This window comes from Streptomyces sp. NPDC006655 (assembly GCF_040703965.1).
Lineage (GTDB): Bacteria > Actinomycetota > Actinomycetes > Streptomycetales > Streptomycetaceae > Streptomyces.
In genome coordinates this window covers 84,887-109,713 of the sequence record NZ_JBEYJU010000005.1, presented here as the reverse complement: position 1 = coordinate 109,713, position 24,827 = coordinate 84,887, and the positions used below count along the sequence as shown (strand labels likewise).

Below are 24,827 nucleotides of genomic sequence, written 5' to 3'. Positions count from 1 at the left end.
CCCACGGTTAGACGACGGCAAAAGCCCAAACGGCCCACTTCCACCGGCGTATGACGGAGTCAGGGCCTTTCCGTTGGCAGCAGCACGACCAGCCGGGCGCCAGGCCGGTTGTCCTCGATCAGGGTGCGGCCGCCGTGGGCGGTGACGACATCGTGGACGATGGCCAGGCCGAGGCCGCTACCGCCGGTGTCCCGGGAGCGGGCGTCGTCCAGCCGGGTGAAGCGCTCGAAGACCCGTTCCCGGTCGGCCTCCGGGATGCCGGGGCCGTCGTCGGCGACGACCAGATGGGCGGTGCCGCCATCGGTGCACAGACCGACCGTGACCTGGCTGCGGGCGTGGCGCACGGCGTTGTCGAGGAGGTTGCGCACGACGCGGGCGAGGGCGTCAGCGTCTCCGGGTACGCGTGCCGCGCCGACTGCGTGCTGGTCGATCGGGAGCCGAGTGCGGCGGCGGGCCTCGCGCACCTCGGTGAAGACGGTCTCGTCCAGATCGACAGGGCGTGTCCGGATCCGGGGTCGGTCGTCCAGCCGGGCCAGCTGGAGGAGGTCGTCGGTGAGCCGGGTGAGCCGTTCGGAGTCCCGCAGGAGGGATCCGGCGAGGGCCTGTGTCTGCGGTGAGGGGGCGTGCCGGGCGGCCACGTCGAGCCGGGTGTGCAGGGCGCTGAGGGGGCTGCGCAGTTCGTGGGCGGCGTCCGCGATGAACCGGCGCTGGCGGCGCGACGCCGAGTCCAGGCGTTCCAGCAGATCGTTCAAGGTCCGGGCGAGCCTGGCGAGGGCGTCCGCGGTGGGCGGCACGTCGAGCCGTCGGCCGAGATCCGAGACGGAGATCTCGGCACTCTGGGCGCGCAGAGCCTCCACGGGACGCAGTGCGCGTCCGGTGAGCTGCCACACCACGGCCGTGAGCAGCGCGACGACCGCCGGCGTTCCGGCAGCCAGGCCGGCGGTGAGCCGGGCCAGTCCTTGGTCAACGCTCTCCGTGGGGACCGCCACGTACACGTTAAGCGGGTTGCCGGCCGAACCGGCGGGGATGCCGACGGCACGCCAGGTACCGCTCTCGCCCACGGGGATGTCGTGGACAGTGTGCGCCGGAGGGCTACCCGACCGGCTCGCCGGGAAGGAGAACACGGGAGGGCGGCCACGCAGGTTTCCCGAGCTGGCGATGACGTGACCGTGGCGGTCGACGATCTGGACGGCGACCTCGCCATGATCGGCGGCTGCTATCTCCGAACCGACTTGGGGGCTGTCGGCGTCCGCCGCCACGACCTCGGCGCGCTGGAGGGCCGCCGTGTCCAGGTCGTGGATGAGGCTGGCGTGCAGCCAAACGACAAGAAGAACCGCGGCTCCGCACAGGCCGACGGCGATGACCAGGGCGGCTGCGGCCGTCAGCCGCAGCCGCAGAGACCTGCGGGCCCACCAGGACCGGACGCCGACCGCCACCGCTCACCCCGCGCCGCTACTCAGCCGGTAACCGGCACCGCGGACGGTCTCGATGGTGTGCCGGTCGAACGGCGCGTCGATCTTGCGTCGCAGGTAGCCGATGTACACCTCGACGATGTTGAGGTCGCCGTCGAAATGCTCGTCCCACACATGCGTGAGGATGTCCGTCTTGCCGACCACGTCGTCGGCGTGCCGGACCAGGTACTCCAGGAGGGCGAACTCCCGGGCGGTCAGCTCGATGTCGTGCTCTCCGCGGTGGCAGCGGCGGCGAGCGGGGTCCACGCTGAGGTCGCCCGCCTGGAGCACCGCGGGCCGGGCGGGCGCCCCGCGGCGCAGTAGCGCCCTGAGCCGGGCGACGAGGACGACAAACGAGAACGGCTTGCTCAGGTAGTCGTCGGCGCCGAGGTCGAGGGCGTCCGCCTCGTCGTACTCGCCGTCCTTCGCGGTCAGCATCAGCACCGGTGTCCAGACCCGGGCGTGGCGCAGACGCTTGAGAACCTCGTAGCCGGACAGGCCGGGAAGCATGATGTCGAGCACGATGACGTCGTACGGCTCTTGCAGTGCACGCCATAGGCCGTCCGGCCCGTCGTGGGCGACGTCCGCGACGAAGCCCTCCGCCGCGAGTCCGTCGGCGATCGCCGCGGCGAGTCCGTGCTCGTCCTCGATGATCAGCGTACGCATGGCTGCCTCTGGTCCACCATAGCCGTCACCGGTGACAGCGGCTGAGAGCACGCTGAGAGGCAGGGAGCCTCTCAGCGTGCCTCAGTGCCCGGATCGCAGGCTGGGGTCATCAAATCGCAGGCTGGGGTCATCAAACGGACGGGAGAACGAGGAGTGCGACGATGAGCGACCTCAGGCAGCAGCGCCGCCGCCAGGACGAGACCGGAGGGCGACGCGACGAGCGCCGGCGTGATGAGCGCCGCAAGCGTCTGGTGCGCACCTCGCGGGTCGCCGAACGGCCTTTCGGGTGACGGCGACACGGAAAGGGCGACTGGCAGGATCAGAGATCCTTCGCGGCTGACGGCGCCGGGCAACGGTGCCGTCAGCTGTGCTCCACGGCGACCACCGCCGCTCGGGCCCCGTCGACGGGGACGTCGATGACCGCCCAGACCGAGGGTGCGGCCGCGGCGGACCCCTGTACCGACGTAGTCGAGTCAGGCTTCCTTGCGCACCCAGACCGTGGTGAAGGCCACGACCCGCTCGTCCTCGGACAAGCGGTCGGAGCAGGGAGGCGACCGGCTCCCGGCCGCCCGGTGGGCAGCGGACGAGCCACAGGAGCAGCTCGGGGCCGGTCATGAGCGCCGGGCGGACGGGCCACGCACGTGGGTCGAAGGCTGCCACGGGCTCGCTCCCGCCACATGGCTTCCACCAGGTCACGGGCCAGATCCAGGGTGTGCTGCACCGGCAGACCCCGGCCGCTGTACCAGTCGTCGGTGGCCTCCGGATGCGGTCCGGTGACGGCCACCCCGCCCGCGCCAAAGGGGGCTACGACGGCGGCGGGGGCGCCGTTGTCGTAGCGGGCCAGGATCCTCACGGCTGTCTCGTCGTCGAGGAGGAAGACGGGGCCGTCCTGGAAGTACACGGTGCGCGGGGATCCCCGCCAGATCACCCGCACCACCCTGGAGTCCTCGCCGTGGACCGTTGCCCCGGGTGTGGCGATGTACTGGTCGGTGTCGCCGGGCAGGAGGCCGAAACCCGGTGTGGCTCCGGCGAGGCAGCCGCCCAGGCAGAACCCAGGTAGTGCCCGCCGCCTTGGACGAAGGCGCGGATCGCCCGGTGCTGCGGGCGCAGAACGTGGTAGGCGGAGTCGAGTTCGCCGCCGCCCGGCTGGGCGTACAGCAAGGCCCCGGACAGCGACTCGGCGGACATTGGGAGCGCCTCACGCGGTCCGGTGACACGGACGTCCAGGCGCCACGGACCCGAAGCCAGCAGGTCCGCGACCGCCTCGGGGCAGCCGGGCAGGGCGGTTGGTCCGCGGTAGACGAGGGCCAGCGGGCGGCGCCCATCGGGCGTACCGGTCATGGTTGCTTCGTTCCGGTCCGTCCCACCGCTTCGGGCTTCGGCGGGACGGCACATCCTTCGGCGGGCAGGCCCTGCCAGTCGGTGCCGGGTGTCAGTTGTTCGCCCTTCATGACCAAGGACAGCGCGCCGAGCCGGACTCCGGCGCCGACCACGGCGTCGTACAGCACCACCGAACGTGTCCCGACGCCGGCGCCGGCGCCCACGGTCACCGCGGACATCTTCATCACCCGGTCCTCGAAGAGGTGCGTCTGCAGGGAGACATGCATGCCGATCGCGGCATCGTCACCCACCTCCACCAAGTCGAACTCCGTCAGGTACGTGGTACCGAGCCAGGTGCGCCGGCCGATACGGGCGCCGAACAGGCGCAGCACCGGCGGCAGGAACGGGGTCCCCACCAAGGCGCCGACGCCCGCGGGCACCGCCGCGGCCTCGAACAGACCGGTGACGAACTCCGTCCGGCGGACGAACAGGCTCCAGAGAGGTTCGACGCGCGGCCGGTATCGTCCGGCGACCGCCCACTTGGCCAGTGCGCAGCAGCCGACGATGGCCGCCATGGCGCCCAGGGCGAGCGACGGGGACACAAGCGGCGTGACCACAGGCCCTGCACGGCGCGCGAGCAAGGCGAGGGCCGGCAGGTACCCGAAGCCGCCGGCGGCGAGCAGCGTCGCGGGCAAGGTGGCGCGGAAGAACTCGATGACCAGGCGACCGAGTACGGCCCCGCGCCCCGGCCGGAACGTCAGCCTCTCGGGAAAGTGCCCGCTGTCCTGGCGCACCGGCAGCCGCAGTGCGGGCGAGCCCAGCCAGATGCTGCCCGCAGGCACCTCACCAGCGGGCGGGACGCTGCAGACGCCGACCAGACAGCCCGGGCCGAGCCGGGTACCGGCAGGCACTAGAGCCGCGTTGCCGACGAAGGCACGTCGGCCCGCCTCGGTGGGCGCGAGAGCCATGCGGTCGGCGGCGAAGACAGCAACGCCGGCGCCGGCCATGTCGGCGACGAAGCTGCCGTCACCCAGGGTCAGCAGGTCCGGGTCGATGTGTGCCACCGTGGACACCTCGGCGCCCCGGCCGACCCGCGCCCCGAGCAGCCGCAGCCAGGGGACGGTGTAGAGGGTGGCGTACAACGAGTTGGTCAGGGTCAGGCTGTGCTCGAGGAGCTTGTCGGCGACCCACTTGCGCACCCCGAGCGCCGACCGTGCCCGGTGCACGCCGACCGGCGTCCTGGGCAGCACCGCCCGTCTGCCCACGGCGACGATCAGGCACACGGCGGCCACGAAGACGGGACCGAGCAGCAGGGCCACGGCCGGGTCACCGTGCCGCCACGCCCACCAGCACAGGGCGGTGCCCGGTGCTACCGCGGCGACGGGCACCGCTTCCAGCAGGAGCAGACCGAGCAGGGCTGCGGCCAGGTGCAGGGGTCGCCAGCGGTCTGGGCGGTGCTGGGCGGTCAGCATCGACTCGACGAGTGGCGAGAGGGCCGTGACCGGCCGGGCGGGCGAGCCGGCCCGGCGCGCTCCCGCGGGGATAGCCTCGCCCGGGCCGGCCAGGGACTGCTCGCCGAGCGCGGCGCCGGGGCCCAGCGCGGCGCCCGGTGCGCAGACCGCGCCCGCGCCGACGTACGCCCGCGCGCCGATGGTGATCGGGGCGATCGTGACCCATCCGTCTGCGACCTGCCAGGGGCGCAGGGTGGCCCCGTAGCCGATCGCGGCGTCGGCGTCGACGCGCAGCAGCGCGGGCAGGCCGATCACACTTGTCGCGATGGCGGTGCGCGGGCCGACCTTTGCTCCCAGGAGGCGCAGGTAGGAACCCATGAGCGGCGATCCGCTGAGGACCCGGAGCGGGCTGAGGCCGAGCACCAGCACGTCGAGCGTCCACAGGCGCAGATAGGTGGCCCCCCACAGCGGGTACTGGCCGGCCCTGATGCCGGCGGTCAGGGGCCGGGCGAGCAGGACGGGGACGAGCCAGCGTACGGCCATGTAGCCGGCCAGCACTGCCAGAGTCGTCTCGAGGGCGCTCGAGGCGGTCGGCCGTCCGTGGTGTGCCGCGTACACGAGCGCCAGCGGGCCCGTGAGCAGCAGCAGGAGGGCGTGGAGTGCGCCCGCCTGGACCAGCCCTGCCCGTGCGATCCGTGCGCGGCTGTGCCGCAGGGGCGGCTCGGAACGGAGCTGTCCGGCCTCGCGCCGGTCACCCGCCTGCGCGTACACGCGGGTCGTGAAGGTCCGGATGGTGGGGTTCTCGTACAGGTCGCGCAGGGTGGGGCTGGTGCTGCCGTCCTGCTCGCGCAGCAGGGAGACGGCGTGGGCCGCAAGCAGGGAGTGCCCGGCGAGCTCGGTGAAGAAGTCTGCCTCGGCCGACACCTCCTCGGGAGGGACACCGAGTGCGCGGGCCCACGCGTCCCGCACGCGGGCCTCCCTCGCGTCGCGGACCGGCGTCACGGGACCGGATGCCGTCAGGGGGCGCCCGGACGGCCGTGGCAGCCGCGACCGGTCCGTCTTGCCGCTCGGTGCGACCGGCAGCCGGTCGAGGAAGTCCAGCGTCGCCGGGACCATGTAGGAGGGCAGGGACCGTCGCAGGCGGTCGCGCAGCCGGGCGGTGAGAGCGTCGTCGTTCCCGTTGTCCGCCGCACGTACCACGTATCCGGCCAGGACCTGCTCGCCCGCGTCGCCGAGCGGGACGAGCGACACGGCCGCCTGCGAGACGCCCGGGTTCGCCATCAGCACGCTCTCGATCTCCTCCAGCGACACCCGGTAACCCCGGATCTTCACCTCCGCGTCGGCTCGGCCGAGGTACTCGATCTCTCCTTCCGGGGTCATCCTGCCGAGGTCACCCGTGCGGTACAGACGGCCTCCCCCGGGCGCCAGGGCGTGGTGGACGAAGCGGTCGGCGGTCAGGTCCGGGCGGCCGACATATCCCCGGGCAACGCCCGGCCCGCCCAGGCAGATCTCCCCGACCGTCCCGAGTGGTACCGGCTCGCGCCGCTCGTCGAGGAGGACGGCCGTGTAGGTCGGCAGCGGTCGGCCGATGGTCACCGGGCGGCCCGGGCGCAGTTCCTGGACGGTGGCCGTGACGGTCGCCTCCGTCGGACCGTAGGTGTTCAGAATCCGCCGCCCCGGTCTGCTCCAGCGCTCGACCAGCGCCGCGGGGCACGCCTCGCCACCGACGAAGACACGGCGCAGGCGAGGAAGGTCCCGTGGGATCGTCGCCAGCAGGGTGGGCACGCAGTACAGGGCGGTCACCTCATTCCCGTCCAGGAAGTCGGCGAGCTCGGACCCGAGCCGCGCAGGACCCCCGGGACCCGCGACGAGGGTCGCGCCGGCCGCCCAGGTCGGCCAGATCTCCTCGATCGAGAAGTCGAAGGAGATGGTCATGCCCTGGTACACGCGGTCAGAGGGCCGGATGCCGTATACCGGGGACACGACGCGCACGAAGTTGACGATGCTCGACCGGGCGATCTCCACCCCCTTCGGTCTGCCGCTCGATCCCGAGGTGTACATCACGTAAGCCAGCAGGTCCGCGTCGCCCGTCGTCGCCACCCGCGGCCGTGTGGTGGGCAGCGCCGTCAGGACCTCGGTCTCCCGGTCCATCTCGATGACCGCACGGTCCCCGCCCGGGATCGCGCGGACCGTGTCGGCTGTGCGGGCGGAGGTGGTGAGCACGGCATTGGCACCGGCGTCCCGGAGGATGAAGGCCACGCGGTCGGCGGGCGCCGCGGGATCGACCGGCACGAACGCCGCCCCGGCCTTGCACACGCCGAGCAGGCCCGCATACATCGCAACCGACCTCGGCAGGAGTAGCCCCACACGGCTGTCGGGGCCGATGCCGAGACGGCGCAGCCGGTGGGCGACCTGGTTGGCCCGGGCGTCCAGGTCGGCGTACGTCAGCCTGAGGGCTCCGCATTCGAGTGCCATGGAGGCCGGGGTGCGGTCACAGGCGTCCTCGAAGAACCGGTTCAGACCGGTGACGCCCCCGACTGCCGCGGCCGTGCGGTCCGGGGCGGCGGTGACGGGCGGAGCGGTGGTGTGGGAAGTCATGGCGTTCACCCTGGGGTGCGGTCCCCGAAGCGGTGGAGTGGTGCGGCATGGCGCGGCCTGCCAGGTGCTCTCCCAGCCTGGGCGACGTGTGCTGAGAGGACGCTGAGAGCGCCCTTGCCGGGTGAGGGCGCATCATGAGGGCATGAGACAGCGCGTGGTGCGAGTCGCCGTCGTCGCCGCCCTGGTCGCCGTCGTCCTCCTCGCCGTCCCCCTGGCCCTGGCCATCCGCTCCACCCTGTACGCCGACCAGCGCGACATCCTGGAACGGGCCGCCCTGGCCGGCGCCGTACGCGTGAGCCCGGACTACACGACCGGCGACCCGGTCGAACTGCCCGCGCCCCCGGCCGGCGGGCACCTCGGTCTGTATGAAGCCCGGGCCCGGCTGCACGCGGGCAGCGGCCCCCAGGCCGGCGACGCCCCGGTCCACGGGGCCCTCTCCGGCGAGGCCGTCCGGGGCCGCTCGGGCGGCGATCTGGTCGTCGCGGTGCCCGTCTCGCACGCCGAGCAGGTGATCGGTGTCGTACGGGCGTCCTCTCCGGCCACCGCCGTACGCGACCGGGTCTTTCTGGCGTGGGGGGCGCTGCTGGGCGTGGCCGTGGTCGCGCTGGCCGTCGCCGTGCTCGTCGCCCGCCGCCAGGCTCGAGCACTCGCCGCGCCGCTGGAGGACCTCTCCCGCCACTGCCGGGCCGTCACCGAAGGGGACCTGAACGCCCGGGCGGACCCCAGCAGCATCACCGAGATCGACCAGGTCGCCCGCACCCACAACGAGATGCTCCACAGCCTGTCCGAACTCCTGCGCCATGAACGTGACTTCACCGCCAACGCCTCCCACCAGCTGCGCACACCCCTGACCGGCCTCCAGCTCACCCTGGAGTCGGGCCTGGAACAGTACGACGACGCCCGGCTGCGGCCCGTCCTCACCGAGGCGCTCGCTACCACGCGACGGCTGCACCACACAGTGGAGGAGGTACTGCGCATGACCTCATCCCGTGGTCTGCCCCGGGCAACTGCGGCCGACCGGCCCCTGGGCCAGATGCTGAGGGCGACGGAGGAACGCTGGCACGGCCCGTTCGCCCAGGCCGGCCGGCGCCTGGAGTGCCACGCGCGGGATGTCCCGGGCGACGTCCCCGTTCCCAGCGGGCCCGTCACGGAGATCCTCGACATCCTGCTGGACAACGCCCGCGTCCACGGAAGCGGCACGGTACGTCTGGTCGTACGCGATCTCGACGACGCCCTCGCCTTCGATGTCACCGACGAGGGCGAGGTTCACGGCCCGGCGGCGCGGCTCTTCGACCGCGGCCACACCGGCGGGGGTCAGGGAACGGGTATCGGCCTCGCCCTCGCCCGCGATCTCGCGGTGTCCCTGGGCGGTCGGCTCTCGCTGACCGGCAGCGCCCCAACTGCTTTCACGCTGCTCGTGCCGATACGCGGGGGTAGGACGGCGTGAGGACTGACGGGCCGCGAACCCGGTTCCGTTGATCGGTCACTCATCGGCGTTGGAACAGGCAGTTCGTAGTACTTTGTCCCTAGCGCGCATGATGCCGGTCCCAGATCCGTGGTGGTGAGGATCTGGGACCGTGTTGATCGTCTTCGGACCTGTCCGACCAGGACGCTTAGGGCTGAGCATTTCGGTGGTGGTTGGGCTGCTCGCGTCTCATCGCCTCGGCCATCTGCTGACGGGCCACGTACAGCGCCGTGTCCAGTTGGCGGGCGCCGGTGAGCAGACACAGTGTGCGGGCCGCGTCTTCGAGCCGCCGGGCGGTCTCGGCGCTGTGGTCGACGGCCAGGCGGCGCCTGAGCGTGTCGCATCGTTCGACCAGCTCTCGCAAGTGCGGAGGGGACGCCATGATCATGACTGCCTCCCGTGCGGACTGGCCCGCATCGATCACTCTTCACCCATACGGTTGCAGCCGTCGGGGCCTGCCGCATCCTGAGAACAGGCGGCGAAGGCTTGCGCGCACCGGTGTCCTGCGGTCCCCGGCATCGGGCCGGGGGTCGCGATGTTCTAGGCGACAGAACGCAAGGCCCTGAGAGGTCGGACACGTACGACTCGGTTGGCGGCTGTCTTCTGGAGCAGACCGTAGGCGAGGACCGGGAGCAGCAGGTGGGGTTTGTCCGGAAGCGCGGCGGTGATCAGTACGGCACTGTCGCTGCTGTTGTTCATGCCGCAGGCGAGGGTGAGCGAGGAGGCGGCGGGCGGGTCCAGCCGCAGCAGCCGCGCAGCGCCCCGGCCCAGCGCGAACGACAGCTGGCAGACCAGTGCCGCGACGACCAGCGCGGCCCCCAGCAGCAGGGGGCGCGGCTGGGCGACGAAGGAGCCGAGGGCGCCGCTGGCGTTGACGTAGGTCAGGACAAGTGAGCCGGCCAGGGCCACAGGTACGACGACGCCCAGCACCCGGCCGACCAGGGACGGGGGCAGGGTGAGCCGGGTCAGGATGCCCGCCGCGCAGGGCAGCACCACGCCGACGAGGGTGAAGCCACCGCCCGCAGTGTGGATGCTCGCGGCGAGTGAGTCGGCGTACGTGCCGCTCAGGAGCGGGGAGAGGAGCTGGATGACCAGCGGTGTGGTGAGGGGGCTGAGGAGGGTGGAGGCGAGGACCAGGCCGACCATGGTGGGCTGGTCGCCGTCGCCCTTGCCGGTCCACACCGTGGCCCCGGCCGCAACCGGCATCGCGACGATCATGATCATCGCGGTGACGAGGCCGCTGCCGCCGTCGGAGTCGGGCGAGGCGTGCAGCAGGAACGCGATGAGAGGGATGACCAGCAGGGGGATCGTCAGGTGCAGTGCGAGCCCCGCCAGCAGTGCGCCTGGGCGCCGGAGCACTCGGCCCAGCTCACGGACGGGGACCTGGAGTCCGGCAGAGAGCAGCACCAGCCACAGCAGGCACGGTGCGGTGGACACCGGCAGTCGGATCGGCGGCCCGAGCGGCAGATTGTGGGTGTGGCGCAGCCATAGGCCGGGGCCCGGGAAGATCAGGGCGGCGGCGTAGGACAGGACGACGGCCCGGCCCAGGCGGCGACGCAGCCAAGCGGTCGCGCGGTCAGTGATCGATGGGTCGGTTGTCGGAGTGTGCATAGCGGTCTTCCGTCGCGTGGGCAGGGGCGGGACGGAGGACCTGTATGCGGAGACGACGCGTGTACGTGTGCATGCAGCCATGGTGCGTGTACGGACCGGGGCGCGACGGGTGATCCACGGTGGTGGTCAGGATGTGTTCAGGTGGCTGGGTGGCACGGTCGGGCAGCGTGACATACGAGACATCTGAGAGTCCGGTGGTATCTGAGGCCGGCCGGGCGGCCTCTTGCCGGCATCGGCCGCACTGGAACAAGATGCCCGAAGTCACCGAGTCAACGCGCTGCCCAGCGCATGGGCATGGAACCTGGTTGAGACCTCGTCTCAGCGACGGTTGCTGGGGACGGATCTGCGTCCTGGAGCCGGCTCCGAATCCGCGGAGGTGCAGCGCTCATCCTCGATAAGGTGAGCAGGCCCATCACGTAGTCGGCTCCGCACCTGTGAAGATACCCCAGGTGCTAGTCCCTCCTTCCCCTGCCCCGATGACAACCCCGGAGATGTCGAACAGTGGCGTCCTTCTGAGAGGACGTCTGTGTGCACGGGCGACCGGCCCGCACGCGGATGTGGGATTGGTGATCTTCACGTCTCGGTGGGCGGCGCTCACGTATCGTCTTCCGCGTGACTGATGCCACGGTGGCCGACCGGACTGCCATCCCCAGCAGCACTCTCGCCGAGTTGGTCGGTGCCTTTGGCCTCGGAGAGGTGCGAGAGCGCCGGTACCTCGCCGACGGGCTGATGAACGTGAACTGGAGGGTGGACACGCCGGCCGGGGCATTTGCGCTCAAGCGGGTCACCGACGTTCCCCTTGACCGGCTGATCCGCAACCTCGGTGTTCTTGCCGCGCTGGCCGAGGACGGCATCCCGGTCAGTGCCCCCGTCACCACCACGGCCGACTCACTGGTCGCTGAGGTTGATGGCGGCATCTGGTGCCTGTTCCCGTGGGCGGCAGGCGCTCATGTCCGGGGAGTCGACCTCAGCCTGCCTCAGGCGGCCTCGTTGGGCGCCCACCTGGGGCGCCTGCACCTGAGCCTGGGCCGGGTTTGCGGTCAGGGCCTGCTGCCTGCTGTGCCCGACACGGTTACCGCGGACGTCACATCGCCGCAGCGAGCGGTCGAGAAGTCGCACCGGCTGTCGAGAGCGGCCGAAGGGGGCGCCGGCGCCTTCGATGGGGCGGCGGCAGCGGCTCTCGATCACCGCCGAAGGCTGATCGCGGAGCACGCTGACCTTCGGCCCCTGCACGCGACGCCCGAAGGTGGACACGGGTGGACGCACGGTGACGTCCAGTACCGGAACCTGTTGTGGGAGGGCGAGGAGCTTGTCGCCGTCCTGGACTGGGACCGGGTCGGCGTGCGCCCGTATGCGGAAGAGGTCGTGCGGACGGCGCAGGTGCAGTTCGGGGTGGACGGAGTGTTCGATCTCGCTCGCGTCTCGGCGTTCGTCGGCGGGTACCGGTCGGTGATGCCGCTGGACGGCTCCGCGCTCGCGGATGGTGTCCGCAGGCTGTGGTGGAAGCGGATGACGGACTTCTGGCAGCTGGAGTTCCACTACGACCGCGGTGACTTCTCCTGCGATGAGCTGTTCACCGCGGACGAGGCGCTGTTGCACTGGTGGACGGAGCGGCTGGATCAGGTCGAGGACGCGTTCGCCGCCGGGTAGATCCCGAGGGCTTCAAGGTCCGGCAGACGTGGTCGGGCAAGATACGCCGCGCGCCGGCGGGCTTGCTCTCCCAGCGTCTGGTGGTCGGAGGCGCGGATGGTGTCCGCCCATACCTGCGGTCCCGCCGCGTGCGGCAGGACGATTCCGGCCGAGCCGATCGCTTCGGGGATGCCGCCGCGGTCCGATCCGATGCTGGGTGTCCCGTGCAGTGCGGCTTCGACGATCACCCGGGGGAACGCGTCCTCCACCGTGGATGGCACCAGCAGGAGTCGGTGACCGCGGTAGAGGGGGCTCATGTCGTAGACCCGGGGGACGTAGGTCACGTTGGGATAGGCGGTGAACTGGTCGGCGGTGTTCCACCATCCTTCGATCAGGGTGAAGTCCTGTTCCGGCATGGTACGGATGAGCTGGTGCAGGAGGCCGGAGCCCTTGGCGGGGATCGGGTTGACCATGAGTACCGACCCGGTTCGTGTCACGGGGGAACCAGGCAGCGGTGGTGCGAACGGCGGGTAGAGGACGGCGAGTTGGGTTCCCTCGGTCTGCGGCGTTCGTCGGCGGACGAATTCGGAGACGGCAAGGCCGTGGTGCGGGCGGCCGGCGAGAACCCCGAGTCCGGTCTTCGACACGGAGTGCAAGATGCCCGCGACGAGTGCGGTGGTCCGGGCTTGGGCGGCGAGGTCGGCCGCCCCTTCCTGCGATGTGAACACGACGTCCGGCCGCAGCCCGGACAGCAGGCTGTGGAGGGCCGATGCCGTCCGGTGCTGCGGTACGGCGATGCAGTCCACCTTCTTCCACTGGTAGCGCAGGTCGCCCCGTGTCTCCTCGTAGGGGGTGTGGTGCGAGTCGAGGAAGGCTCGTATCTGGGGGAGTTGTGTTGTCTGGTCCCAGGGTGCTTGGTGGGAGCCGAGGTAGACGGTCCGCCAGCCGGCTGCGGCGAATTCTTCGGCGAGCAGTTGTTGGGTGACCTCGGCCCCGCCGATGAGGAGCGGGGGCGGGGTACGCCGCCAGGCGAAGAGGGCGGTGGGCATCGGCCGGTCACCTCGCCCAGAACATGACGAGAGATTCCACCGCATGTGCGACGTCGGCGGGGTCGGTGTCGGCCCGGACGATGACTACCTCCCGTGACACTGCCGGTCGTGCTCTGGAGACGAAGTAGTCCCGGGCATGGGTGAGGAACGCCGGATCGTGAAGGAAGTAGTCGGATTCCGCTGCCGTGTGCCCGGCCAGTTTGCGGCGCAGGCTCAACGCTTCGGTGGGTACGTCGAGGTAGAGGGTGTGGTCCGGACGTAGGAATGGGAGTTCCTGGAGGCGGTCGCGGAGTTGGTCGTGGACGTCGTAGCCGTACAGGGCGTCGAGGGCGTGGGCGTGGGCCAGCAGGGTGTCGACGGAACGGTCGAGGACGGCCACGGGTTTGGCGCTGGCGAGGGCTGCTCGGACGCGGGTGTTCTCGATGGCCATGAACTTCTCGAAGGCGGCGAGCTGCGCGGCCGCGGATTCGGTGCGGGCCGGGGGGATGTCGTCGCGGTGGGCGATCTGGCGGACGTAGCAATCCGATACGAATGCTCGCATCTCGATGCCACGGCTGCGCAGATGCTCGATCGCGGTGGACTTTCCCGCGTACGAGGGTCCTTCGACAGCGATGATCTTCACGGTGATTCCATCCGGTAGAAGCGTTCCGCGTAGATTCCGGTGCCGGCCGGGAGACCGGTGGCGGCGGTCCAGGCGTGCCGGATGGGCCGGTACATCTTCCGTGCTGGGTGCATCTGCGAGCCGTGCATCCGCAGGACGGTGGTCTTGTCGAGGATCACGTCGGTGATGTCGACCAGTTCGGTGGTCAGGGTCGGGGTGGTGCGGGCGCGGAAGAGGTGCTGGTCGCATCCGGCGAGCGCGTAGGTGGGCCAGAACGCGAGGTCTTCCCAGAACCATCGGCATCCCAGGCGTACGGCGGCGCGATGCACGAGGAGGTGGTCGGGGTGCCGGGTGACGGCGGCCGGGGCGAGGAGTTCGGCGTCGGGATGGGCGGCGATGACTTCGTGGAGTTCGTCGGTGATCCGGCTGAGGCGATCCTGGCTGTAGGGCCGGTACGGCGGTTCGGCGTCCTTGTGGCCGAGCAGGACGCGCTCGGCGGGGAGCGGGGCGAGTGCGGCGGCGCCTTCCCGTTCGCGTAGGTGGGATACGGCGGTCTCGGTGGTGAAGGTGTCCTCCAGAGCCGGGTGGACGCTGGTGGACCGGGTGAACACGGTGGCCACGGTGAGGGGGCGGGGGTGGGCGAGGAAGGTTCCGGAAGCAGAAAGGGCGAAGTCGTCGTGGTGCGGCTCGATCACGAGGACGGGGCGGCCGGCCGGGTGGCGGAGCTCGATGAAGTAGGGGTGGCCGTTGTAGGGGGTCATCAGCTCGATGACGTGGTCGTCGTGTGCGCGGTGGCGTTCGACGAGGTGGTCGGTCCACTCCTCGTGAGCGCGGACGAGGTCGTCGGGGAACGTGTAGATCCCTTCCGCGTCCGGCACCGGCAGCGTCACGGGCGTCCGGCTCTGGTTCATCGGACCGTGGTCCCGTACCAGTGACGCCACATGCGCGGGGAACTCAGTCGCATACGGGCGGTCACAGGGTTCTGCCACCACAGCATCCGGAGGCTGGACCACTGGTCGTAGCGGCGGGTGGAGGGGCGCACGCGCAGCTCGTCCAAGATCGCGACCGGGGCGGCGGTGGCCCGGCCATGTGCGGTCAGACGATGGAAGAAGTCGACGTCCTCGCTCATGAACAGGTCGTCTCGATATCCGCCAACCGTGTTGAAAGCTGAGGCGGTTGCGAACTGGGCGACGCCCTGCGCGCCACCGTGGGCGGTTCGGTAGTGGTCCCAGTACGCGCACAGCAGCCATGCCCCGAGCCGTTTGGGGGTGTACAGGGGCGGGATGGCGCCACCGACAGCCCCGGCGTCCATCGCAGCCGCAGCGGCGGTGATCGCTTCCAGGGGCAGTGCAACGTCGGCGTCCGTAAAGAACAACCGCCGCCCTCCGGCCACGGCCGCGCCGCTGTTGCGGACCCGCCCGATACTGCGCACACTCTCGCTGATCACGCGCACGCCGAAGGAGGCAGCCACCTCGGCGGTCGTGTCGGTGGAGGCGTTGTCGACCACGATCACCTCCCCCAACTCGCCGCTGCTCTCCTCCCACCTCGTGAGGGAGGCAAGGACGGTGGGGAGGTAGCGGGGCAGGTACGCGGCTTCGTTGTGGGCGGGGATGACGACGGTCAGGCCGGCGGCTCTGGTCATCGGGGAGTCCTTTCCGTGCGTGGTGTGCGGAAGAGGTGGGGTGTTCGGTGGGGGAGGTCTGTGAGCCGGCCCCGCCATAGGGCTTGGTCCTCGCCGCGAGCGGAATACGCCCAGCAGCGGACGGTGATCAGGACCACCCATGCCGACAGACGGGCACTGTTCAGGGCGAGGGGATAGCTGCTGGTGAGCGCGTCACGGTCCCACGGCGTGTGGGCGGCGGTCATGACGAGGGCGTGGGCGACATCCGACTCCCGCGAGCCTGGGGCGGCGTCGGTGAAGTCGACCAGATGGCGTGTGTCCCGGGGACCGGAGAGGACGACGTTGTCGAAGTGAAGGTCCCCGTGGCACCACACCACCGGTGCCGTCTCGGGGGTGTCGGCGATCAGGGCGAGCGCCGGAGCGATCTGGTCCATCAGGTCCGCGGGGCAGCGCCGGGTTAGCGATGAGACGAAGTCGACGAACGGGCGTCGCTTGACCGACGGCGAGAGCGGCGCCCGGTGCAGGCGGCCGAGAAGGTCGCCGAGATCCTTGAGTGCCTGGGTGTGCGGGACGCGGCTGGTGCGTACGGCGGTGCCAAGGGTGCAGGTGCCGAGGTCGGACGTGATGAGCGCGGTGGCTCCGTCGGTGGAGGTGGTGCCACAGCCGAGCACCTTCGGGACGGGTACGGCGGCCTCGGCGGCTCGCATCGCCGTGCCTTCGGTGATCGCGTTGCGTCCGGCGGTGGGCGCGTACAACTTCACGATCACGCTGCGGCCGTCTGCCAGTGCCGCCCGGTATACGGCGGTGCGTGAACCCGCCTTCAACCGTTCCGCGGTCCGGGCGGGCGTGCCCAGAAGGGTGGCGCAGGCGCGGGAGACCATCGACGGGGGCGTGGTCATCGAAGCCCCACGGGCTCGGGGTGGGCGGCGCCCAACGCACGTGTGTGCCGCAGGGCGCGTTGTAAGAGGGTGCGGTACTCGCGGACGTCTTCCGTGCGAGGGCACGTCACCTGCCACGGTTTCTCCGGGCCCACGAAGTGGATGAGGGGTGCGGCCGGGTCGGGACGTAGGGAGCGGGTGATGACGCGGCGCACCCAGTTGCCGCGTTCGAGGAAGCGGCCGACTTCGAAACGGTTGTATCCGGCGTCGACCGGGCGGACGCGGCCGGCGTGCAGGATCCACAGGTTCAGGGCGTCCTGGTCGTTGTGGAGGATGTGCCGACGCTGCCGGACCAGCGCACGCTCGACGCCGCCGCGGATGCTGGGCAGGTCCGCGGTGTGGGCCCACAACAGACCGGCGTTGTAGTAGGGGCGGCCCTTGAAATGCGGCCACCGTTCCGCGGCGCCGGGCAGGGCCGGGCATTCGCCGACGGCGGGGTTGAACTCGTCGGCCACCGCACCGAGTTCACCAGATTCGAGGGTGTTGAGCGGGGCGGTCAGGTCACCGCGGACGAGGGTGTCCGCATCCACGTAGATCAGGTAGGGGCGGCGCACGAACGCTGCCGTGAACTCGAACCGCAGATAGGTGGTGACCGTGATGTACGAGGCGTCGGCCATCCGCGAGACGCGCAGCGGGGAGCGGTGTGCGAGGTCGAAGGAGCCGAAGCCGGCCCGCTTGGCGAGATCGGAGAGGAGCAGTGCGTGGGCCGGAGTGAGGTCGATGGTGAGGACGCGCAGCGCCGCGTCCCTGCGGGCGCTTGTGGTGAGGCTGTCCGCCAAGCCAGTGATCATGGCGAGGCCGGGGGTGAGGTAGTGCCGGTCGATGCAGAGGCCGAACGCGTACATGGCAGGTCCGCTTTCCGCTCGTGGAGTGGATGCGTGTCGGAAACAGCCGGGCTGACGGCCCGCTCTCTGCCAGGACCTTGCGGCTGGAAGAGCCGTTCAAGGGGAGTGCGGTCACCGGCAGAGAGCGGGAGTTCAGGGGGATGACGGGATGGCGGAGACCGCGATGCCGATCACGAAGCCGCAGGACGCGGAGATGATCACGATCAGGAGCGGTCCTGTGAAACGGGCCAGCCAGTCCACGGCGCGCCCCATCACGCCCGCCTCTCGGTATGCCGGGTCCACGGGATCATCGGCTGATCTCCCCACCCGCGGCGACGGTCAACGCGACGGTGAGGTCGCAGGCTGCCGTGTAGGCAGGGCCGTCAGCCGGATCGCTCACCCAACGCAGCAGCCCGTCCTCCCAGCCCGGCGGAGCCAGCACGACCCACGACCCCTCGCCGAGCGCGTGGGTCTGGTCCTGCTGCCACCTCTTTGCGGTGCCGGGCGGAGTGAGGAAGTACGCCTGGCCGCTGCCCTGGTCGTGCAGCACTGGCCCCACGGGAGTGCCGGACGCTACGAGGAAGCGCACCGCCCGCAGGCCGATGTCGGCCCTGACGCGGATGGCGTCCCAGTCCTGGCCGGCCGCGAACAGCGTCGGCTGGCTCAGACGTCTCGCCCAGGTCGCCCGGGGCAGGCGGGACTGATGTGAGTGCAGGCGCATGGCTCTCCTCCGCCGCTGAACTCCGGTCGCCCGGACCCTCGGGGTCGGTCACCGACGAGGTCCAGGCACTCACCAAGCGTCGCCAGCAGCGGGCAACTGCGGTATGACCAGCGGGTGTTACCGAGGCGGGAATACACTCGTTCCCGGCTTCGTAAGAAGCTTGATCGCGCCTACGATCACACCGGAAGTTGGCCCCATGGACGCCACCACCCCCGGCCCGCTCGCTCCCGACCTCCTCGAACGCGAGGATGTCCGCCGAGCCCTGGCAGAGCACGACTTCGCAGCCGCTTTTGCCCTGATCAAGAAATACGGCGGCCTGTCCCAGAACCGTATTGCCTCCGCCTGCCACCTCACCCCGGGCAAGGTCTCCACGATCATCAGCGGCCAGCAGCAGGTCACCAGCTTCGAGGTCATCTGCCGAATCGCCGACGGGCTCCGGATTCCCGGCCACCTCCTCAGACTCGCCCCGCGTTCCTGGGAGACCCGGACGGTCCAGGAGACTCTGGCAGCAGAGCCGGAGGGCGAGCGGCCAGATACTGATGAGGTCCCCTGGCGGCCGGAGGCCACTGTGGACCTGGCCGCACATCTGACGAGGAGCGATCTCGTGATGGACCGACGCGCGGCGACCCGCGCCCTGGCCGGGGCCGCCATCACCGGCGCCGCCCTGCTCGACCCGCTGGAGGGCTGGCTCCAGCCGACGGCCTCCATCACACGGCCGCGTCGCCGAGGCCGACTCGGTGTACGGGAGGTCGAGGAACTGGAGTCCACCGCTCGTGCCTTCCGTGCCTGGGACCACAAGTACGGCGGTGGCCTGCGCCGCAAGGCGGTCCTGGGCCAGCTCAGTGAGGTCGCCGCTCATCTCGACGAATACCAGGTACCCAAGGTCGAACGGCGCCTGTACCAGGTCATGGCCCAACTGGCAGGCACAGTAGCCACCATGGCCTGGGACACCGGCCTCCAGCGCCGAGTCCAGAGCTACTACCTCCTGGCCCTTCGCGCCTCCCACGCTGGCGGCGACATGGTCTTCGGCGCCAACGTCCTTGCTGGCATGGCCCGCCAGATGCTCTACCGGGAGCAGCCCCAGGATGCCCTCGAACTGGTCCGCCTGGCCCAGGACGGAGCCCGATCGGTCGCCGGCCCCAGAGTGCGCGCCATGCTCCACACCCGCGAGGCGTGGGCGTACGCGGCGATGGGCCGCACCGCCGCCTTCCACCGCGCCACCACCCAGGCCACCGAAGCGCTGACAGATGCCAAGTCGGCCGAAGAGCCGTACTGGATCGCCTACTTCGACGAGGCGGAACTCGCCGGCACCACCGGCGGCAGACTCCTCGAACTCGCCCGCCAGAACCCGAAGAAACACGCCGAAGCCGCAGCCGGAGAGATCCGCCACGCCCTCGCCCGGCGCGGTCCCGAAGCCGGCCGCAGCCACGCCCTCGACCGCATTGGCCTGGCCCAGTGCCACTTCCTGCTCGGCGACCTGACCGGCGCCGTGGCGGAGACTCACCGAGCGGTGGACGCTGCCAGCGGGACCCGCTCGAACAGGGTCCGTACCCAGCTGGGTGAGCTGTACCCGTACACGGTGGGCAACAGCGCAGCCCGGCCCGTGCGCGAGGCCCGCGATAGGATCCGCGACTTGCTGTCGACCTGAGAAGGAGAACGAGGACCGTGACGACCATCGCGGTGACCGGGCACATGGACCTCACCGAGGACAGCATCCCTCTGGTCCGCACCGCCCTGGACGACCTGCTCAAGCAGTACGCCGAGGACGGCGACCTCGTCGGTGTCTCCTGCATCGCCAAGGGCGCCGACTCCCTCTTCGCCGAAGCCGTCCTCGCTGCGGGAGGACGCCTGACCGTAGTCATCCCCTCCCAGGACTACCGCCAGAACAAGGTCAAGCCCGACCACGCCACCCTCTTCGACCACCTCGTCGAAGCCGCCGGGGAAGTCCTCGTCCTCCCCCACGAGACGGCCAACCGGCAGGCGTACGAGGCCGCGAACACTGTCCTCATCGAACGCGCCGACCGGCTCGTCGCGGTATGGAACGGCGAGCCCCCGACGGGTAAGGGCGGCGGCACCGCGGACACGGTCCTCGAAGCGCAGGCAGCGGGCATCCCCGTGGACGTGGTCTGGCCCGGGGGAGCGGCTCGCAAGAGCTGAGTCGCGCGCGTGTCCCCCGGTCCTTGCCGGTTACCGGCGGACGCCCGGCTTGCTGCGGGGCGAGGACGGTTGGGGGACGGGTGCCGGACTGGTGCCCGAGCGCTGATGCGGTGTTCCCGGGTCGGCGGGCAGGTCTGCCATGCGGCGCAGGCGCCAGACGAGGACGTCACTGACGGAGGATGCACTGTCCAGCTCCCGCTGTTCGGCGGCTTCCGCGAGCAGGGTTCGGGGATCGTGGCCGGTCTGCTGGACCTGGGCCATGGTGGCGACGAGCGCGGGCCAGCTGGCTTCGGCGAGGACAGTGTCAGCCAGGTCGGGCAGAACCACGCGGAGCTGGACGGCATACCAGTTGCTGACTCGCCGGATGACCTGCCTGCCTTGTTCGCGTAGCAGGGCGATGGGCGCTTCAGCGGCAGCAGCGTACGCGGCGCGCAGGTGGTCGGCGGCTTGGCGGGCAGCCTCTGCCTGCTGGGCGTGCTGCCGCTTGGCATGCCAGTGGGCGGCGGCAAGGGCCATGAAGAAGAGGGTGTCGATCAGCATGGCGGTGGCGGCACCGTCCTCTCCTCGGCCTCGGGCGGGACCGCTGTAGACCAGCTCGCGGGCGGCCTGACGTAGAGCCTGGGCATGCCGGTGCTCGGCTCGGGTGTGGGAGAGGCGGGCGCGTTCGAACGCCCAGGCCGCTTCACGAAGATGGTGACGGGTGTCGTTCGAGCTGGTCAGAGCGAGGGTGTCGAGGATCTCGCCGGTGGCGGTGATGCGCGCAGCTGCGGCACCCTCGCCGTCGTGGTCAAGTGTGAGCAGTGCGGTCCAGGTGGAATGCGTGGCGGAGCGGCGAGCTGTGGCGGGAGCGGAAGGCTTCTGTCGAGTCCTGCTCGCGGGGTGCTCGTGTTCCGTGTCCGGGACAATGCCGGTGAAGCGCTCCCTGATGCGGGGCAGGGACAGGTCAGCTGACAGCGTGGAGCCGGCGTAGTAGATCGGCTCGTGGTCCTTGTTGCGGTCGTCGGGCAGGGCGACGTTGTAGCCAAGCACATCTCCTGACGGGGCCACGCGCTGTCGGACGAGCAGTCCGGCCCCATGGAGCCGGGCGAAGAACTCGTCCTCGGTGCTCGCGCCGGCCACGGCCTGGCGGACCACTGTTCGCAGTTCCTCTCGCGCGGCGCGCTCGCGTCCCTGCCGGTCGGCCTTGTGGTGCTCGGCGCTGGTGGGGCGCTTGGGCGCGGTGCCGTCGCCGGGGGTTACTCGGTGCAAGTCGTAGTCGGCCTCGATGCGGCGGGCTTCTGCCTGTGCCCGCTGGCCGGAGCGGTGATGCTCGGGACGCCGTCCGTCCTCGCGGACGAGGGTGGCGACGATGTGGATGTGGTCGTCGGCGTGGCGGACGGCGGCCCAGCGGCAGGCGGCGCCGTCGCCCGGATCGATGCCGGTGGCGGCGACCATGCGGCGGGCGATGTCGGCCCACTCGACGTCGGACAGCGTGCGGTCGCCGGGGGCAGCCCGTACCGAGCAGTGCCAGACGTGATTGGGCGGGCGCTGTTCGGGGTCCAGGAGCTGAAGGGGCTGGTCGAGAATCTGCTGGAGCGCGGTCAGGGGCGCATGCTCGTCGCGGCCCGGATCGGGGGCGGAGCCGTCGTAGGAGGCCACGAGGTGAGGATCGACATGTTCTTCCTTCGTGCCTTTGCCGTAGAGGTAGTTGAGCAGGCCGTAGGTGTTGTCGCCCTGTTTGTGGATCTTCGGGATCACGCGGCCTCGCCGTACTGGCCTCGGGCCGGCCGGGGCTGGGGGCTGCTCGGGTCGATGAGCGCGATGAACCGTTGGACGGCTTCGTCGACACGGTCGCGTGTGGTGAGCGCCCGGTCGATGGCGTCGTCGAGGTACGGCACGTCCGCGCCGGAGTTGAGAACGGCCACGGTCTGGTTGAGGAGGTTGCCGTACTGGGTGAGGGCGCGGCGGGCGGCGAAGAGTTCCTGGAGGACGTGGCGGTTGTCGGCGATGGCGGCGGTGACGCCGGTCAGGTCGCGGGCGGCGGCGAGGCCGGCCTGGGCCAGGAATCCGGCCAGGGTGAGATTCGCGGCGCGTGCGCCGGCTTCAGCGAGGGCCCGTTCGCTGTCGCTGAGCCGGACACTGACGGCGGGGCGCTGCTTCGGCTTGCGCGGGCGGGGTCGTGGTCTGGCTGGTGAGGGCGGGGTGGCGCCCTCACGCTTGGACTGCTGCGATCCGCCCTCGGTCGCAGCCTCGTCGACCGGTGCCCCCTGGCGCCGGTCGTCTGCCTCTGCCACCCCCGGGGCGGTGGCCGGTTGGGACGCGCCCCCTGTGGGGGAGTGTCCCAACCTCCAACTTGCTCCGGCTGAGGCCGGTGTTGTTGCTGCCTCCTGGTGAGTGGCGGGGTGTTCTTGGTGTCGGTCGTGCACGTGTGGTTCTCCGGGGTGTGTTCGGGCGGGGCGGTTGAGCCGCAAGCGCCACCTGATGACCGATGGGGGCAGCGGCTTTGGCAACTCGGCTGTTGCGGGATGTGATCCGGGGTGGGCTGTCGGGCGAGAGCCCTGGTCGGACGGCGAGCGGCGGGGACCGGTCCCCGAATTGCTGCGTTGCAGGGTCCCCGGACGGTTGGGGACCGTGGCGGCGATGTTCATCGGGGACGGTCCCCGTGACATGTCGTCAGGGGGACCGTCCCGTTCCGCTGTACGGTCCCGGTCCCGACGGGACGGGCTGGCGCGGGTCGGTCCCCGTGGCCGGGATTGTGCCGGGGACCGGCCTACTAGCCCCCTGATCTGCGGCTTCCGAGGGGACCGGTCCCATCTCGGTCCCCGGCGCGCCGTCGCCACGGTCCCCGGGGACGCGGTCCCCGCGCGCGACGGTCCCCGCGAGAAAGTGATCGTGATCGCGGGGGCCGTCGGGCACCGAGGTTCGGTCCCCGACGGCCGCGAGCACGGTCCCCGTGCACGACGGTCCCGCACGGGACGGTCCCCGGGACCGACCGGTCGTAGGACTGCGCAGCTGTGGTGAGGAGCGCGGTCGGGCTCCGTCACACGCCCTGTTGCCGGTCGAGCCGGGCGGTGGCGAGATGGATGCGTGACGGGTGCGGAGTCGCACGTACGGCGTTGCCCCTGACGGACCCGTCAGGACTCGTCCGTCGCTGACGGCACGGGGAGCCCGCGGGTGCGTGGCACCACTGGCATCGGACGCTGAGCGCGTCGGGGACGCCGCTGGCGACGGCGGTCTCGCGTGCGGCGCGGGCCGGTCGGTAGCGGGCTAGCTGGGCGCGGGCTTCCGGCGGGATGCACGACCCGATCTCGCGCAGGCGCTCCTCGATGTCGCGAGGCCGGCCTTCGCTGGTGAGCTGTCGGTGCGTCGAAGGAGCGGCAACGCCGACGGCGACGGCGTTCCGGGTGCGGAGCAGCTCGGTTCGCCAGGCGGCCGGATCGTCCGGGTCGGCCTCCGGCGTGGGGTCGGTGTGCCGGTCGAGGCGGTCGCGTCGGTGGGCCTGCCATCTGCGGGCGACGTCCACGGGGAGGATCGGGTACGGCGAGTCGAGGATGTGGGTCCGTATCGCCTCGCGGACGTCCCAGCCGTGGTCGGTGGCGAAGGGGACGTCGTCGAGCAGCTCCTGCCACTGGGCGATCTGGTCACGGGCCTCGCCGGTGCCGGTGCGGATGGTGCGGGGGTCGAGGCGGCCGGTGTAGGCGAGGACAGCGGCGACTTCGCGTCGGTCCAAGGGCGCGTCACTCCGTTCCAGTTCGGTTGTCGAGGGCGGCGAGCAGGGCGGCCATGTGCGCTTCGGAGCGGGTCATGCCGGGTGTGGGTGGGGAGGGCGTGCCGCCGGGCAGGGCGTAGAGGTTCGGGCGGTCGGGGGCTGGGGTGTGTTCCCGGGTGATCCACGCGCGCCAGTCGGCGGCCCATGCGGCGGCGGGGCGGGGCGCCCATGTGGCCCGGTAGGTGCGCCACTTCTCGTCGGCGGCGTGCAGCGCCTGCTCGCTGAGTCGGTCGAGGTGGCCGTGGAGCTGCAGCCAGGTATGGGCGTCGTCGTCGATCTGCCACTCGGTGGCGGAGATGAGTGGGGCAGATCGGCTGCTGCTCTTACCGTTCACCTTCGGTTCTCTTCTGTTCTGGGGGTCGGAATCTGCACCCCCGGCGGGTTGGAATCCGTTCCCCCTGGGGGTCGGATTTCGTTCCCCGGGTTCGGATTCCGGTCCCCCATCCAAGCACCCGGCAGGGTCAGATTCCGACCCCTCGGGGGTTGGAATTCGATCCCCCTGGAGTGCCGGATTCCGGTCCCCCTCCGCGGCCTGTTCGGCGAGGAACCGGGCGGCGTCTAGGAGGTGGTAGTACGTCTCCCCACGCGGCCCTTTGCGGTCGGCGAGCGGCACCAGTTCGCCGATGGCGACCAGCTTGGCGAGGGCGTCACGCACGGCGGTACGGGAGGCGTTCGCTCGCTTCATGAGGGTGGGCACGGAGGCGTAGGCGACGCAGCGTCCGTCGAGGCAGCGGTCGGCGATCAGCGCGAGCACCATGCGGGCGGTGCCCTTGCTGCGGCTGTGGGCCCACACCCATTCGCGGGCGTCGTAGCTCATGGGTCGGCGGCTCCTAGGTGAGGTTGAGGTTGGGCAGGGGGCGCGGGCCCTGGTCGGGCGGTGCGCAGAGGGAGAGTGGCGACGCAGCCTCGCCCGGAGGGGCTGAGGGCCTGCGCGGGCAGGGAGCTGGTGGCTTCGCCTAGCCAAGACAGCCACATCA

Annotated in this window: 22 protein-coding genes; 5 read left to right on the top strand and 17 right to left on the bottom strand. The window is 71.0% G+C overall.

All coding sequences use genetic code 11. The features are described from left to right. Positions 1 to 59 precede the first annotated feature (59 nt). Both AB0958_RS04440 and AB0958_RS04435 read right to left on the bottom strand, forming a co-directional pair. Positions 60 to 1,436, bottom strand: a complete 1,377-nt coding sequence (locus tag AB0958_RS04440) for an ATP-binding protein (protein ID WP_366888795.1) — start codon at positions 1,434 to 1,436, stop codon at positions 60 to 62. Positions 1,437 to 1,439: 3 nt separating this feature from the next. Next, positions 1,440 to 2,117, bottom strand: coding sequence for a response regulator transcription factor (locus AB0958_RS04435; RefSeq protein ID WP_366888794.1), 678 nt, complete (start codon positions 2,115 to 2,117; stop codon positions 1,440 to 1,442). A 161-nt stretch (positions 2,118 to 2,278) separates the two neighbouring features. Between AB0958_RS04435 and AB0958_RS04430 the strand changes: the two genes are divergently transcribed. Then, a complete protein-coding gene (locus AB0958_RS04430; RefSeq protein WP_366888793.1) occupies positions 2,279 to 2,407 on the top strand; it encodes a hypothetical protein in 129 nt (42 codons plus the stop codon). 1,047 nt (positions 2,408 to 3,454) lie between these two features. Here AB0958_RS04430 and AB0958_RS04425 read toward each other — a convergent pair. Continuing rightward, entirely contained in the window at positions 3,455 to 7,486 is a 4,032-nt protein-coding gene (locus AB0958_RS04425) for a Pls/PosA family non-ribosomal peptide synthetase (protein WP_366888792.1), read from the bottom strand. A gap of 142 nt (positions 7,487 to 7,628) precedes the next feature. Between AB0958_RS04425 and AB0958_RS04420 the strand changes: the two genes are divergently transcribed. Beyond that, positions 7,629 to 8,933: a HAMP domain-containing sensor histidine kinase gene (locus AB0958_RS04420; protein ID WP_366888791.1), complete on the top strand. Its 1,305-nt coding sequence runs from the start codon at positions 7,629 to 7,631 to the stop codon at positions 8,931 to 8,933. A 166-nt stretch (positions 8,934 to 9,099) separates the two neighbouring features. Here AB0958_RS04420 and AB0958_RS04415 read toward each other — a convergent pair whose 3' ends face one another. After that, a complete protein-coding gene (locus tag AB0958_RS04415; RefSeq protein WP_366888790.1) occupies positions 9,100 to 9,339 on the bottom strand; it encodes a DUF5133 domain-containing protein in 240 nt (79 codons plus the stop codon). Positions 9,340 to 9,491: 152 nt separating this feature from the next. Continuing rightward, complete coding sequence (locus AB0958_RS04410) at positions 9,492 to 10,562, bottom strand: sodium-dependent transporter (RefSeq protein WP_366888789.1); 1,071 nt, start codon at positions 10,560 to 10,562, stop codon at positions 9,492 to 9,494. Positions 10,563 to 11,174: 612 nt separating this feature from the next. On the opposite strand from AB0958_RS04410, the gene AB0958_RS04405 reads away from it, so the two are divergent. Continuing rightward, positions 11,175 to 12,212: a phosphotransferase gene (locus AB0958_RS04405; protein ID WP_366888788.1), complete on the top strand. Its 1,038-nt coding sequence runs from the start codon at positions 11,175 to 11,177 to the stop codon at positions 12,210 to 12,212. Here the strand turns inward: AB0958_RS04405 and AB0958_RS04400 are convergent. The 8 genes from AB0958_RS04400 to AB0958_RS04365 form a co-directional block, all read right to left on the bottom strand. Next, a complete protein-coding gene (locus AB0958_RS04400) occupies positions 12,182 to 13,240 on the bottom strand; it encodes a glycosyltransferase (protein ID WP_366888787.1) in 1,059 nt (352 codons plus the stop codon). The genes AB0958_RS04405 and AB0958_RS04400 overlap by 31 nt on opposite strands. A gap of 7 nt (positions 13,241 to 13,247) precedes the next feature. Next, entirely contained in the window at positions 13,248 to 13,862 is a 615-nt protein-coding gene (locus AB0958_RS04395) for a hypothetical protein (RefSeq protein ID WP_366888786.1), read from the bottom strand. Further along, the gene (locus AB0958_RS04390) at positions 13,859 to 14,752 is read right to left on the bottom strand and encodes a PIG-L family deacetylase (protein ID WP_366888784.1); all 894 of its coding nucleotides are present in this window, start codon (positions 14,750 to 14,752) and stop codon (positions 13,859 to 13,861) included. The genes AB0958_RS04395 and AB0958_RS04390 overlap by 4 nt, the downstream gene beginning before the upstream one ends. Continuing rightward, complete coding sequence (locus tag AB0958_RS04385; protein WP_366888783.1) at positions 14,749 to 15,483, bottom strand: glycosyltransferase; 735 nt, start codon at positions 15,481 to 15,483, stop codon at positions 14,749 to 14,751. Before AB0958_RS04385 ends, AB0958_RS04390 begins: the two co-directional genes overlap by 4 nt. Next, the gene (locus AB0958_RS04380; RefSeq protein ID WP_366888782.1) at positions 15,480 to 16,361 is read right to left on the bottom strand and encodes a phosphotransferase; all 882 of its coding nucleotides are present in this window, start codon (positions 16,359 to 16,361) and stop codon (positions 15,480 to 15,482) included. Before AB0958_RS04380 ends, AB0958_RS04385 begins: the two co-directional genes overlap by 4 nt. Further along, the gene (locus AB0958_RS04375; RefSeq protein ID WP_366888781.1) at positions 16,358 to 17,245 is read right to left on the bottom strand and encodes a glycosyltransferase; all 888 of its coding nucleotides are present in this window, start codon (positions 17,243 to 17,245) and stop codon (positions 16,358 to 16,360) included. Before AB0958_RS04375 ends, AB0958_RS04380 begins: the two co-directional genes overlap by 4 nt. A gap of 132 nt (positions 17,246 to 17,377) precedes the next feature. Then, positions 17,378 to 17,527 carry a hypothetical protein gene (locus tag AB0958_RS04370; protein WP_366888780.1) on the bottom strand — a complete coding sequence of 50 codons (150 nt, stop codon included), beginning with the start codon at positions 17,525 to 17,527 and terminating at the stop codon, positions 17,378 to 17,380. Between the two features lie 4 nt (positions 17,528 to 17,531). Then, positions 17,532 to 17,945 carry a hypothetical protein gene (locus AB0958_RS04365; protein ID WP_366888778.1) on the bottom strand — a complete coding sequence of 138 codons (414 nt, stop codon included), beginning with the start codon at positions 17,943 to 17,945 and terminating at the stop codon, positions 17,532 to 17,534. Between the two features lie 196 nt (positions 17,946 to 18,141). On the opposite strand from AB0958_RS04365, the gene AB0958_RS04360 reads away from it, so the two are divergent. Both AB0958_RS04360 and AB0958_RS04355 read left to right on the top strand, forming a co-directional pair. Then, positions 18,142 to 19,593 carry a helix-turn-helix domain-containing protein gene (locus AB0958_RS04360; protein ID WP_366888776.1) on the top strand — a complete coding sequence of 484 codons (1,452 nt, stop codon included), beginning with the start codon at positions 18,142 to 18,144 and terminating at the stop codon, positions 19,591 to 19,593. A gap of 17 nt (positions 19,594 to 19,610) precedes the next feature. Continuing rightward, the gene (locus AB0958_RS04355; RefSeq protein ID WP_366888775.1) at positions 19,611 to 20,102 is read left to right on the top strand and encodes a hypothetical protein; all 492 of its coding nucleotides are present in this window, start codon (positions 19,611 to 19,613) and stop codon (positions 20,100 to 20,102) included. Positions 20,103 to 20,132: 30 nt separating this feature from the next. Here the strand turns inward: AB0958_RS04355 and AB0958_RS04350 are convergent, their stop codons facing one another. From AB0958_RS04350 to AB0958_RS04335, 4 genes are all read right to left on the bottom strand, one after another. After that, positions 20,133 to 21,839 carry a mobilization protein gene (locus AB0958_RS04350; RefSeq protein WP_366888774.1) on the bottom strand — a complete coding sequence of 569 codons (1,707 nt, stop codon included), beginning with the start codon at positions 21,837 to 21,839 and terminating at the stop codon, positions 20,133 to 20,135. Further along, a complete protein-coding gene (locus tag AB0958_RS04345) occupies positions 21,836 to 22,375 on the bottom strand; it encodes a hypothetical protein (RefSeq protein ID WP_366888773.1) in 540 nt (179 codons plus the stop codon). Before AB0958_RS04345 ends, AB0958_RS04350 begins: the two co-directional genes overlap by 4 nt. 746 nt (positions 22,376 to 23,121) lie before the next feature. Further along, entirely contained in the window at positions 23,122 to 23,811 is a 690-nt protein-coding gene (locus AB0958_RS04340) for a hypothetical protein (protein WP_366888772.1), read from the bottom strand. A gap of 7 nt (positions 23,812 to 23,818) precedes the next feature. Further along, entirely contained in the window at positions 23,819 to 24,667 is an 849-nt protein-coding gene (locus AB0958_RS04335; RefSeq protein WP_366888771.1) for a helix-turn-helix domain-containing protein, read from the bottom strand. Between the last annotated feature and the right edge of the window lie 160 nt (positions 24,668 to 24,827).

Bases quoted from the DNA above. Each gene is read 5' to 3' on its own strand.
- AB0958_RS04435 (WP_366888794.1), bottom strand. From the start codon at position 2,117: ATGCGTACGCTGATCATCGAGGACGAGCACGGACTCGCCGCGGCGATC.
- AB0958_RS04430 (WP_366888793.1), top strand. From the start codon at position 2,279: ATGAGCGACCTCAGGCAGCAGCGCCGCCGCCAGGACGAGACCGGAGGG.
- AB0958_RS04425 (WP_366888792.1), bottom strand. From the start codon at position 7,486: ATGACTTCCCACACCACCGCTCCGCCCGTCACCGCCGCCCCGGACCGC.
- AB0958_RS04420 (WP_366888791.1), top strand. From the start codon at position 7,629: ATGAGACAGCGCGTGGTGCGAGTCGCCGTCGTCGCCGCCCTGGTCGCC.
- AB0958_RS04415 (WP_366888790.1), bottom strand. From the start codon at position 9,339: ATGATCATGGCGTCCCCTCCGCACTTGCGAGAGCTGGTCGAACGATGC.
- AB0958_RS04410 (WP_366888789.1), bottom strand. From the start codon at position 10,562: ATGCACACTCCGACAACCGACCCATCGATCACTGACCGCGCGACCGCT.
- AB0958_RS04400 (WP_366888787.1), bottom strand. From the start codon at position 13,240: ATGCCCACCGCCCTCTTCGCCTGGCGGCGTACCCCGCCCCCGCTCCTC.
- AB0958_RS04390 (WP_366888784.1), bottom strand. From the start codon at position 14,752: ATGAACCAGAGCCGGACGCCCGTGACGCTGCCGGTGCCGGACGCGGAA.
- AB0958_RS04385 (WP_366888783.1), bottom strand. From the start codon at position 15,483: ATGACCAGAGCCGCCGGCCTGACCGTCGTCATCCCCGCCCACAACGAA.
- AB0958_RS04380 (WP_366888782.1), bottom strand. From the start codon at position 16,361: ATGACCACGCCCCCGTCGATGGTCTCCCGCGCCTGCGCCACCCTTCTG.
- AB0958_RS04375 (WP_366888781.1), bottom strand. From the start codon at position 17,245: ATGTACGCGTTCGGCCTCTGCATCGACCGGCACTACCTCACCCCCGGC.
- AB0958_RS04365 (WP_366888778.1), bottom strand. From the start codon at position 17,945: ATGCGCCTGCACTCACATCAGTCCCGCCTGCCCCGGGCGACCTGGGCG.
- AB0958_RS04360 (WP_366888776.1), top strand. From the start codon at position 18,142: ATGGACGCCACCACCCCCGGCCCGCTCGCTCCCGACCTCCTCGAACGC.
- AB0958_RS04335 (WP_366888771.1), bottom strand. From the start codon at position 24,667: ATGAGCTACGACGCCCGCGAATGGGTGTGGGCCCACAGCCGCAGCAAG.